Annotated in this window: 11 protein-coding genes; 3 read left to right on the top strand and 8 right to left on the bottom strand. The window is 70.5% G+C overall.

Features of this window, described 5'->3' with window-relative positions; genetic code table 11:
* Positions 1-216: 216 nt before the first annotated feature.
* The gene (dinG, locus tag O9335_RS03020; RefSeq protein WP_298383339.1) at positions 217-2,400 is read right to left on the bottom strand and encodes an ATP-dependent DNA helicase DinG; all 2,184 of its coding nucleotides are present in this window, start codon (positions 2,398-2,400) and stop codon (positions 217-219) included.
* Positions 2,401-2,523: 123 nt separating this feature from the next.
* On the opposite strand from dinG, the gene O9335_RS03015 reads away from it, so the two are divergent.
* Entirely contained in the window at positions 2,524-4,431 is a 1,908-nt protein-coding gene (locus O9335_RS03015; RefSeq protein ID WP_298383337.1) for a TonB-dependent receptor, read from the top strand.
* On the opposite strand, the gene O9335_RS03010 is transcribed toward O9335_RS03015, so the two are convergent.
* From O9335_RS03010 to O9335_RS02985, 6 genes are all read right to left on the bottom strand, one after another.
* Entirely contained in the window at positions 4,415-5,014 is a 600-nt protein-coding gene (locus tag O9335_RS03010) for a GNAT family N-acetyltransferase (protein WP_298383335.1), read from the bottom strand. The genes O9335_RS03015 and O9335_RS03010 overlap by 17 nt on opposite strands.
* The gene (locus O9335_RS03005; RefSeq protein WP_298383333.1) at positions 4,996-5,424 is read right to left on the bottom strand and encodes a YcxB family protein; all 429 of its coding nucleotides are present in this window, start codon (positions 5,422-5,424) and stop codon (positions 4,996-4,998) included. Before O9335_RS03005 ends, O9335_RS03010 begins: the two co-directional genes overlap by 19 nt.
* A 6-nt stretch (positions 5,425-5,430) precedes the next feature.
* Positions 5,431-7,290 (bottom strand): MFS transporter, encoded by a 1,860-nt coding sequence (locus O9335_RS03000; protein ID WP_298383357.1) that lies wholly within the window; start codon positions 7,288-7,290, stop codon positions 5,431-5,433.
* Positions 7,291-7,356: 66 nt separating this feature from the next.
* Positions 7,357-8,160, bottom strand: coding sequence for a DUF2145 domain-containing protein (locus O9335_RS02995; protein ID WP_298383331.1), 804 nt, complete (start codon positions 8,158-8,160; stop codon positions 7,357-7,359).
* On the bottom strand, positions 8,157-8,579 hold the full coding sequence (locus O9335_RS02990; RefSeq protein WP_298383328.1) for a hypothetical protein: 423 nt from the start codon (positions 8,577-8,579) through the stop codon (positions 8,157-8,159). The genes O9335_RS02995 and O9335_RS02990 overlap by 4 nt, the downstream gene beginning before the upstream one ends.
* A gap of 20 nt (positions 8,580-8,599) precedes the next feature.
* Positions 8,600-9,028, bottom strand: coding sequence for a YiaA/YiaB family inner membrane protein (locus tag O9335_RS02985; RefSeq protein WP_298383325.1), 429 nt, complete (start codon positions 9,026-9,028; stop codon positions 8,600-8,602).
* 191 nt (positions 9,029-9,219) lie between these two features.
* On the opposite strand from O9335_RS02985, the gene O9335_RS02980 reads away from it, so the two are divergent.
* Positions 9,220-9,756 carry a phosphatase PAP2 family protein gene (locus tag O9335_RS02980; protein ID WP_298383322.1) on the top strand — a complete coding sequence of 179 codons (537 nt, stop codon included), beginning with the start codon at positions 9,220-9,222 and terminating at the stop codon, positions 9,754-9,756.
* Between the two features lie 43 nt (positions 9,757-9,799).
* On the top strand, positions 9,800-10,600 hold the full coding sequence (locus tag O9335_RS02975; protein WP_298383317.1) for a helix-turn-helix transcriptional regulator: 801 nt from the start codon (positions 9,800-9,802) through the stop codon (positions 10,598-10,600).
* Between the two features lie 16 nt (positions 10,601-10,616).
* On the opposite strand, the gene O9335_RS02970 is transcribed toward O9335_RS02975, so the two are convergent.
* The gene (locus O9335_RS02970; protein WP_298383314.1) at positions 10,617-11,141 is read right to left on the bottom strand and encodes a hypothetical protein; all 525 of its coding nucleotides are present in this window, start codon (positions 11,139-11,141) and stop codon (positions 10,617-10,619) included.
* Between the last annotated feature and the right edge of the window lie 6 nt (positions 11,142-11,147).

Raw genomic sequence — 11,147 nt, 5'->3', positions numbered from 1 at the left:
ACCATTTGTCAACCCCATTTCCAGGCTGAGTGGTGCGCTGCCAACAAATCAGTCGGTCGCTTGGCTGGTGGTTACATGCGGTTTCTTTGTCCGGCTTCGGTCGATTCGACGGGCTGTGGTTTCGCGATATTTTTTACTGTCATTCTCCTGGCCTGCACCCTTCACCCTGCAATGGAACAGCTTTGGCCGTTTCGCTGCCGTGGCGCCATGCAGCGCTCAGACTCTTTCGGTTGGCAGCACGATGGGCGTCTCGACGCCGTCGCGTCGCTCCACCTTCGTGAATGGGGGCAGGCCGGCCAGCATGTGGCGGCCGAAGGCGGTGCCGCTCAGGCGGCTGTCGTAGCAAACGAGCGTGGCGTGGTCGGTCTCGCTGCGGATGCCGCGGCCCAGCCACTGCGCCAGGCGCACGGCGGTGGCGGGCACCACCGACTCGACGAAGGGGCTGCGCCCTTGGGCCTGCAGCCACTCGGCGCGGGCCTCGGCCACGGGGTCGTCGGGGCTGGCGAAGGGCAGCTTGGGCACGAAGACCCACTCGCACAGCTCGCCGGGCAGGTCCAGGCCCTCGCCGAAGCTTTGCAGGCCCACCAGGATGGAGCGCTCGCCGCGCGCCACGGCCGCGCGGTGCTCGCGCAGCAGCCAGTCTCGCGGGCCCTCGCCTTGCACGCGCAGTTGCTCGCGCACGTGCGCCGGTGCGGCGGCCACGATGGCGTTGAGCTGCACCCAGCTGCTGCACAGCACCAGCGCGCCGCGTTGCACCTGCTTCCAGTCTTGCAACACTAGGCGCGCCACCTCGGCGGTGTGCTCTTGCGCCGCCTTGGGGCTGGCGCGGGTGGGCACGACGACAAGCTTGCCCTGGGTCGCGTGGTCGAAGGGGCTGCTGACCTCGCGCGTGAGCACGAGGGGCTTGCCGCTCAGGCCGGTCTCGCGCAGGAAGTGGTCGAAGCGGCCCAGGGCCTTGAGCGTGGCCGAGGTGACGACCACGGCGCGCATGGCGGGCCACAGGTGGCGGCGCAGCACGCTGCTGGCCAGCAAGGGGCAGGCCCGGGCGGTGACGCGCAGGTGCGCGCCGCCCAAACTGAAGTCCAGCCATTTGGCCACCGGGGGCTCGCCGTCGTCGGGTTCACTGAGTGTGAGCTGGGCGGTTTCCAGCACGTCGGCCAGGCGCTTGAAGGGCGGGCCGATCTCGGCCACCTGCAGCGCGATGAGCGGGCCCAGGGTGTCGTCGGCGGCGCGCTCGGCCTTGAGGAAGGCGGAGAACTCGGTGGCCTTGTCGTGCAGGCGCTGCGCACAGTCGCGCACCGCCTGCCAGGGGCCGACGAGGGCGGCGGGCAGCAGGCCGTGTTCGAAGCGAACGCGCGCGGGGGCCTGGGGGCCGCGACCCACTGGAGCTTGGTCTTGCAGCTCGCTCACCGCGCCCCAGCCGGCTTCGGCCATCACGGCACGCATCAGCTCGTCCAGGGCCTGGCTCAGGGGCGAGCCGCAGCCGTCGAAGCCGCCGGGGTAGCGCAGCAGCTGCGCGGCGTGCACCAGGGCCTTTTCCAGGCGCTGCAGCCAGCGGCGGTCGCTGAGCGTGGCCTCGCAGGCGAAGTGGGCCAGCGCGGTCTCGGCCAGGTGGTGGCCCTCGTCGAACACGAAGATGGCGCGGTCGCCGCTGGGCAGGCTGCTGGCGTCGCTGCGCAGGCTGGCCAGCACCAGGTCGTGGTTGGCCACCAGCACGTCGGCCTTGGCCGCGGCGCGCTTGGCGTCGAAGTAGGGGCAGTGGTGGAACTTGGGGCACTGGCGGCTGGTGCAGCTCATGCGATCGGCCGCGATGGCGTGCCACTGCACCAGGTCGTCAGGCCCCAGGCTGTCGCGCTCGCCGTCCCACTGGCCGGTGTCCCAGCGCTGGCGCAGCACCTGCCAGCGCTCGATCGGCAGGGTCGTCATAGGCTCGGGCTCGGCGGTTTCATCGCCGGGCGGGGCCAGGTCGGCCAGCCCCACTTGCTCGCCGGTGCAGGCCTGCTCCAGCTTCACCGGGCACAGGTAGCGGCCGCGGCCCTTGAGCAGGGCCACGGTGGGCGCCACCTCCAGCGCGTCGCCCAGCTCGGGCAGGTCCTTGCCGATGACCTGCTCTTGCAGCGCCACGGTGGAGGTGCTGACGACGACCTTGACGCCCGCGCGGCGCGCCAGGGTGATGGCGGCGGCGAGGTAGGCGCGCGTCTTGCCCACGCCGGTGCCGGCCTCGATCACGGCCACGCGCGTGGGGGCCTCGGGCTCGAAGGCGGCCTCGGCCAGGGCGTCGCCGATGGCGAGCAGCATTTCGCGCTGCCCGGCGCGCGGGGTGGCGCCGGGGACGGTGGCGATCAGGGTGTCGTACAGCGCGTCGAGGTCGCGGTGCAGGTCGGCGGGGGATGCAGGCATGGACGCCCTATTGTCCGAGGCGGGGCGGACGACCACCGCGGCGCCGCTTCGTCGTCAATGTTCAGCGCGCTTGCACGATCGCCCTGCCTACACTGCCGCGCCTCGCATCCAGCCCTGCTCCCCGTGTCCCGTCTTTGTCCGCTGTTGCTTTGCCTTGGCCCCGCGCTGGCCGCCGCCCAAGGCGCGGCCGTGTCGGCCGCCGACGACGCCTTTGGCACCAGCGTCGGCCGCGAAAGCATCGGCCTGTACTCGGCCGGCAGCGTGCGCGGCTTCTCGCCCACGGCGGCGGGCAACGTACGCATCGAAGGCCTGTACTTCGACCAGGTGTGGAACCTGCCGCAGCGCCTGCGCGGCGCCCAGGCCATCCGCGTGGGCCTGAGCGCCCAGGGCCAAGCCTTCCCCGCGCCCACCGGCGTGGTGGACGTGCGCCTGCGCCGCCCGGGCGAGCGCGCCAGCGTGGACCTGGCCGTGGGCGGCGACGCTTGGGGCGGTCGTTACCTGGAGCTGGACGGCAGCCGGCCGCTGGGCGCGGGCTGGTCGGTGCAAGGCGGCGTGCAGGCCACGCACACCGAGTACGGCAACGGCACCGACGCCAACAACACCACCGCCGCGCTGGCCCTGCGCTGGCGGCCCGACACCCACACCGACGCCACGGTGTTCTGGGCCCGCACCGACACCACGCACGACCAGATCGGCCCCCTGCTGCAACCCGGCTACGCCGGCCTGCCGCCCTTCAGCCCGCCTCGCCAGTTCCAAGGCCCCAGCTGGGCCGCTTACCAAGGCGTGGGCTTGAACCGCGGCCTGCTGTTGCGCCATGCGCTCGATCCCGCTTGGACCCTGCGCCTGGGCCTGTTCCATTCCGAGTTCGACGACCGCGCCAGCTTCGCCAACCTGATGCTGGACCTGCAGCCCGACGGCACGGGCCTGCGCCGCGTGATCAAAGACCCGCCGTCCAAGGTTGCGTCCGACAGCGGTGAGCTGCGCCTGACCCGCCATTGGGCGGACGGCGACTGGCAGCACCGCTTGACCCTGCAGGCCAGCGGCCGCTCGCGCACCCGCTTGGTGGGCGGCTCGCAAAGCCTGGACTACGGCCGCATGGCCATCGACGCGCCCTTCGAGCCCGCGCAGCCCAGCTGGGTGTTTGGCGAACGCACGCACGACCGCGTGCTGCAGCACAGCGGCGGCTTGGCCTATGGCCTGCAGTGGGCGCGCCAGGTCGAGGCCAGCGTGGCCCTGCAGCGCAGCGACTACCGCAAGACGGTGCAAAGCCCCTCCGCATCGGGCACCCCGCGCGCCGCCACCGCCAGCCAGCCCTGGCTGCCCATGGCCAACGGGGCCTGGCACCTGAGCCCCACGCTGGCGGTCTACGCCGGCTTCACCCAAGGCCTGGAAGAAAGCGGCGTGGCCCCGGCCAACGCCAGCAACCGCAACCAGGCCATGCCCGCGCTGCAAACCACGCAGCGCGACGCCGGCCTGCGCTGGCAGGCCACGCCGGTCCTCAAGCTGGTGGCCGGCGTGTTCGACGTGCGCAAGCCCTACTACAACCTCGACGCCGCCAACCTCTTCACCGAGCTGGGCGAGGTGCGCCACCGCGGCGTGGAGCTGTCGCTCAGTGGCGCCCTTTCCCCGGAATGGCAGCTGGTCACCGGCGCCGTGCTGATGCGCCCCCGCGTCAGCGGCGAGGCTGTGCGCTTAGGCCGGGTGGGCGAGCGCCCCGTGGGCCAAGCCGAACGCAGCGGTCGCCTGAACCTGGTGTGGCGCCCCGCCGCGCTGGGCGGCGCCGCCTTCGACCTGGGCCTGGCCCACACCGGCCCCATCACCGCCACGCGCGACAACCGCGTGAACCTGCCGGCGCTGACCGAGCTCGACCTGGGCGCCCGCTGGTCCTTCCAGCTGGGCCCCCAAGCCTTCACGGCCCGCGTGCTGATGACCAACGCGCTGAACCACCGCAGCTTCGAGCTGCGCGGCAGCGGGCTCTACGTCGAGCGCCCGGGGCGCCTGCTTCAGGCGAGCCTCAGCGCGGCGCTCTGACCCACTCCGGGGGCAGCACGAAGTCCGGGTGGGTCAACTCGGTCAGCACATGGTCGCGCCACGCGCCGTCGATGAACAGGTAATCCCGCGCCAGTCCCACCTCTCGAAAGCCCAGGCGCTGTAGCACGGCGGCGCTGCGGGCGTTCTCGGGCCGGACCGCGGCTTGCAGGCGATGCAGGTTCAAGGGACCAAAGGCTTCGCCGACGACGGCCTGTAGGGCCTCGTGCATTAGGCCAGCGCCTTGGCTGGCGGCGTCCAGCGCGTAGCCGAGCGAAGCCCCTTGGTGCGGGCCGCGCGCCACGTTGCTGAGCGAGGCCGAGCCGATCACAACCTGGGGCGCGTCGTGCCGCGTCAAGAACCAGCGGTAGGCACTGCCATTGGCCTGCGCCAGCGCCTGGCTGGCCAGCAGGTCGCGCTGGTGCGCGACGGTGTGCAGGCCCGCCGGGCGGGGGGGGTCCCAGGGGGCGAAATGGGCGCTGTTGCGGCGCAGGAAGTCGGCCACCGCCTCGGCCAACTCGGCGTGCGGCGGGCGCAGCAGCAGGCGAGCGGTGCGCAGCGCGTGCATCAGGTCGGCGCGGACCAAAGCGCCGGCGGGACGAGCGCGATCAGCGCCTCCTCCTGCGCCGCGCTCACGCACTCTTTGGGCAAGGCGATGGCGCCGCGGTCGGTGTGGAGCAGCCAACCCGATGGCAAGGCCTGCACGCGGCGAAATCGCGACCAGGGCGCATGGAGCGCACCCATCCTTGCGCTGTTGCGCGTCACGCCTTCGGCATCCAGATGGAAGATGCAACGCCCGACGCGGAATCGCTTGACCGCCCACACGACGGTCACGACCAACTGCCAAAACGCGAGCGACACGGCCCGCTCCCACCGGTTCACCGGCCGGCCGACCTTGGCGCTGACCTCTGCCATCGCATCGACCCAGCGCTCCGTCGTCAAGGACCGGTAGGCGTGCAGGCTGTAGTCCACCTGGATGGTCAACGGTGCTTGCATGAAATCTCAGCCTTCCAACAAAGCGGCCACCCGCTGCCGCAGGCCCTCCGGGCTGACCTGCTGGGGCGGCACGGGCTCGCCCACCACCACTTCCACCCGGCTGAAAAGGCCCCGGCGGAAGGGCCTGCTCATGGCGGTTCCGCCCTCGGCGCGGCTGAAGAATGAGCCCCACAGGTTCTTCAGCGCCATGGGCACCACGGGCACGGGGTCGGTCTCCAAGATCTTCATCAACCCGGCCTTGAAGGGCTGCAGCGTGCCGTCGCGGGTGATGCCGCCCTCGGGGAAGATGGCCAGCACGTCGCCCTCGCGCAGCACCTGCGAGGCGGCTTCGAAGGCCTTGGCGTAGGCCACGGGGTCTTCCTTCTGCGAGGCCACGGGGATGGCCTTGACCAGCTTGAACAGCCAGCCCAGCACGGGAACACGGAAGATGCGGTGGTCCATGATGAAGCGCACCGGGCGCGGGCTCACGGCCATGAGCAGCACGGCGTCGATGAAGCTGACGTGGTTGCACACCAGCAGCACCGGGCCCTCGGTGGGGATGTGCTGCTCGCCCTTCAAGCGCAGTCGGTAAATGGTGTGGCTGAGCACGAAGGCGATGAAGCGCAGCAGGTACTCGGGCACCACCAGAAAGATGTAGGCGCCGACCACCGCGTTGGCGATGCCGATGGCCAGAAACAGCTGCGGCACCGTGAAGCCGCTGGACAGCATGGCGCCGGCGATGACGCTGGCGGCGATCATGAACAGCGCGTTGAGGATGTTGTTGGCCGCGATGATCCGCGCGCGGTGCGTGGGTTGTGCGCGCAGCTGAATCAGCGCGTACATGGGCACGCTGTACAGGCCGGCACTCAGGGCGATCAAGGCCAGGTCCAGCATCACGCGGGCATGGCCCGGCGCGGCGACGAACTCGCGCAGGGTGAAGGCCGCGCCGGTGTGCACCGGCAGCGCCGTGCAGGCGAAGTAGAGGTCCACGGAGAACACCGTCATGCCCAGGCAGCCCAGGGGCACGAGGCCGATTTCGACCATGCGGCGGCTGAGCGTTTCGCACAGCAGCGAGCCGATGGCGATGCCCACCGAGAACACCACCAGCAGCAGCGAGGCCACTTGCTCGTTGCCGTGCACCACGTCCTTGGCGATGGCGGGGAAGTTGCCCAAGAAAACAGCGCCCACGAACCACATCCACGAAATGCCCAGCAGCGATCGGAACACGACCAGGCTTTCGCGGGCGATCTGCAGGTTGCGCCAGGTCTCGGTGAAGGGGTTCCAGTTGATGCGCAGGCTGGGGTCGCTGGCCGGTGTTTCGGGCAGGGCCTGGGCCGTCAGGCGACCCAAGATGGCGAAGACCAGGCAGCCCCAGGCGACGTACTGCGCGCCGACCTCGGGGATGGCGATGAGCACGCCCCCCAGGATGTTGCCCAGCAAGATGGACACGAAGGTGCCCATCTCCACCATGCCGTTGCCGCCGGTCAGCTCGTCGGGGCGCAGGTGCTCCGGCAGGTAGGCGTACTTCACCGGGCCGAACAGGGTGCTGTGCAGGCCGAGCAAGAAGATGCAGCCCAGCATCACCGGCACGGCCTTGGCGTACAGGCCGTAGGTGCCGATGACCATGATGGCCACCTCGAAGCTCTTGATGCCGTGCATCAGCGCGCGCTTGTCGAACTTGTCGGCCAGCTGGCCCGAGGTGGCGCTGAACAGCACGAAGGGCAGGATGAAGACCGCGCCGATCACCAAGCCGGCCATGGCCGGCGGCAGCCAACTCACCGACAGCTGGTAGGTCACCAGCACCGTGAAGGCGAACTTGAACAGGTTGTCGTTGGCAGCGCCCAGGAACTGCGTCCAAAAGAAGGGCGCGAAGCGCCGCTGGGTCATCAACGCAAACTGGCTGGGGTGTTCTTGGCTCACGGTCCGGCTCCCGGGTTCGGCGGGCGATTGTCGTCAGCGCACGGTGCGCTCTGGGGTGCCCAGGCCGCTGCGCGACACCCAGGCAAACACCGAGTCGGCGGTGACGGTGTCGATGCGGTCGCTGAAGCGCAGGTGGCTGGGGTGGTCGTCGAAGGCGACGTTGGCTTGGGTCATGCGGCCGCCCAGGCGCGTCAGGGCGCCGATGCGCAGCCGCGTGGGCTCGTAGCCCTGCAGGCGCAACCAGGCTTGGGCGCGCTCGCGGTCCACGGCCTCGGGCGCCATGGCGCCGGCCAGGGTCTCGGTCAGCCATTGGTTGCTTTGTTGGTAGCGCGTGCCCCAGGCGTAGCTCACCACGCTGTAGCGGCGCTCGTGCCAGCGGGCCAGCCGAGTGTTGTCCTCCAGCACGGGGCGCAGGCGCTGTGCCACGTCAGGCCGCAGCACGGCGTAGGCAGCTTCAAAGCGGTGCGGACTGTCCAGGAAAAAGTCGCCCAGGCCTTGGCGGTACAGGCCGGCGCGGTCGCTGCCGCAGTGGTTCAGCTTGTGCACCACGCGCCAGGTGCCGGGCGCGTCGCCTTCAGGCGGCTTCACGCGGTAGGCAAAGGCCAGGTGCGACCAGCGCAGCCGGTACGGGCTCAAGTCTTGGCCGGCCCGCGCCAACAGCACCACTTCGGCGCCGCTGGCGTCCAGCGCGCGGGCGGTGCGCTCGCCCAGGCCCAGACCCTGGGTCACCGCGTGCACGGTGGGCGGGCGCTCGTCGCAAGGGCGACCGGCGTGCGCCGTGGCCAGGGCGAATGCGGCCGCCACGGCGGCGGTGGTGCGGCGCAGCGCGGCGCTCATCGGGCGATGGGCTCGTTGTAGAGCAAGGCCTCGCCGATGGCGCTCGGGATGAAGGCGATGGCCTGACCCGCCACCGACAGCACCGTGCCCGTGGACACCACGGTGACCACCACCGCCGTGCCCACCGACAACAAGGCCGACTGCGCCACTTGGCCCGCGAAGCGGATGCTGGCGCGCGCACCGTCGCTGGCGCGCTCCACCACCCACACCGTGCCAGTGGCGCTGGCCTGCACGCTCACCACGGTGAGGACCACGCCGCCGCTGAGGATGGCCACCGGCGCAGCCACCGACACGGCCACCGGCAGGGCGGACAAGGCGCTGACTTCCGACAACTCGCTGTGGGCGTGGGCGGACTGCGCCACCAAGATCAGGGTCGCCGCCAAGGCGGCGGAAGCCAACGAGATCGACATGCGTTTCATGCTCATCACTCCTTCAAGGATCAGGCGCGCTCGGCCAACAGGGCTTCGTGCGCATCGCGCAGGGTCTTGGCCAGGGTGAAGGCGGAAGAGATCAGGAACAGCCAAGACACCAGCAAGAAAGCGGCATACGGGGGGGCGATGGTCAGTTGCGCCAAGCCCCAGCCGGTCAGCCCCATGGCGCAGCCGAAGCCGCCCCACACCACCAAACCCCAGGCCGGGGTTTCGGGCAGGCCGGCATGGCGGTCGCGCACGTACTTGGCCAGCGCGAACACGGCGCACAGACAGAACACATAGGCCATCACCATGAAGGCGCGCTCGATGGGCGCCACAGGCAGATAGGCCAGACCCGAGCCGCACAACACGACGGCGACGCCGAAGGAGATCCAAACCTGCACTTGCCAGGCCTTGGTGTCGTGGCGGGCATGCGGCTTCGAAGGGTGGGGGTTCATGGGAGAACAAGCGCTCCGGAAGTTGAGGTGGCCGGATGGTGTCGGCGCTGCGCCTGTGGGTCAAAGCCTTTGGGCGGCGTGCTGCGTGCTGAAGCGCTGGGTATCGCGCAACGAGACCGAGCCCGGTCCCCCTCACCTTGCGAAGGGCATGCGCCGTGCCTAGCATCGGCAGCACTCTTGGAGGACTCGTCATGCTTGCTGCCACTCGCCTCACTGTCGCTCTGGGGTTGGCCGTCGCCCTCACGGCGGCCCACGCCGCCAAGGATGGCGAACGCCGGGCCGGCGATGTGCTCAGCTTGGCCCTGCCGGTGGGCGTGCTGGCCGCAGAAGCGTGGCGCGGCGATGGCGAAGGTGCGTGGCAGCTGGTTCAAACCTTTGCCTTGAGCGCCGGGATCACCGAGGTGCTGAAGAAAAACACGGGTGTGACGCGGCCTGACGGCAGCGACGACAAGTCCTTCCCCAGTGGGCATGCGGCGCGAGCGTTCTCGGCCGCTGCCTATGTGCACCAGCGCCACGGCTGGGACACCGCTTGGCCCCTGTACGCGGTGGCCACCTACGTCGGCCACACGCGGGTGCAGACCCGCCGGCACCGCTGGAGCGAAGTCGCCGTGGCGGCCGGGCTGTCGTACGGCATCGCCCGCTGGCGGGTCACGCCGGTGGGCACGACGGTGGCGGTGTCGCCGCAGAGCGATGGCGGCCTGATGCTGTCCTTGCACATGCCCCTGTGAACCCCACGGCCCGAGCGGGCTTGGCGTGGCGATACTTCGCCGCATGTCGAGCACCCGTGACCTGATCGCCGCACTGAAGGCCGAGCTGAAGCTGGCCGGCATCACTTACGCCGAATTGGCGCGGCACCTGGACCTGGCCGAAAGCAGCGTCAAGCGCATGTTCGCCACCGAGGGCGACCTGCCGCTGTCGCGCATCGACGAGGTGCTGCGCGTGCTGAAGATGGACTTCGCCGACCTGGCCCGCCGCGTGGCCGACGCCCAGCCCCTGCGCCGCGAGCTGTCGGAAGAGCAAGAGCAGGCCGTGGTGAAGAACCCCAAGCTGCTCTTGATGGCGATTTGCTGCCTGTCGCAATGGCCCTTCGAGCAGGTGATCAGCACCTACGACTTCGACGAAGCCGAGGCCATCGGCCACCTGGCCCACCTCGACCGGCTGGGTTTCATCGAGTTGCGGCCGCTGAATCGCTATCGCCTGCTGGTGGCCAAGACCTTCCGCTGGCGCCCGGGCGGCCCGGTGATGCGCTTCTTCCGCGAGCACGCCGTGGGCGACTACTTCAACAGCGACTTCGACGGCGAGGGCGAACGCCTGATGGTGGTGCACGGCCAGATCGGCCACAACCTGATCACGGCCTTCAACGAACGCCTGGAGCGCGTGACGCAAGACTTCGCCCAGCAGCACCTGGCCGACCAGCGCCTTCCGCCCGAGCAGCGCCGGCCGTACACGCTGGTGATCGCCGTGCGCTCGTGGCTGTTCGGGCCGTTTGCGGCGCTGCGGCGGGATGCCGCGGCACCGGCGCGGGCCGAACCTGCGGTACCGCAGGAGCCGCCATCTCCGCTGCCGCGTTAGCGCGCCAAGGCGCCGCTCAGGGCATCTTGCAGCTGTCGCGGGCGATCTGAACCGGGATCGCCACCAGCGCGAACAAGCCCGCGGCGCCTTGCTCCTTGCCGAAACAGTCGGGCTTGGCCGCACGCGCGATGGAGGCACCCAGGCGCTCTTGCTGGCTGACGGGTTCGGGGTTCAGTCGCTGCCCCGATCGCTCCGCCTGCTGCCAGACCGGGTGGCGAGCGGCGGCCATGGCGCGCTGCACATCCTGAGGCGACACCCGAAGTGGCCCGCTGGCGACGTCCGCGGGCGCCGTGGCCTCGGACGGCGTGTCGGCCGGAGCGGGCGAGACAGGATCGCCCGCCGGATGGACCGAGGCCGCCAACGGCTGCGGCAGCACCGGCGACCGGGGCAGCGGGCGAGCGACCGCCGGTGCGGGATTGCCCGCCGTGCTGCGCGGAAGCGGCACGGCGAGCACGGCCATCGTGGCGAAGGCGCGGGGCGCATCGGCAGGCGGCGGTCCGACGAACGACAGCGCCCAGGCCAAGCCCAGCGGAGGCAGCACGGCCAA

The organism is Inhella sp. (assembly GCF_027532025.1).
Taxonomy (GTDB): Bacteria; Pseudomonadota; Gammaproteobacteria; order Burkholderiales; family Burkholderiaceae_C; genus Inhella.
Note: the sequence above shows the minus strand (reverse complement) of the source record. Positions and strands in the feature narration are given on the sequence as shown.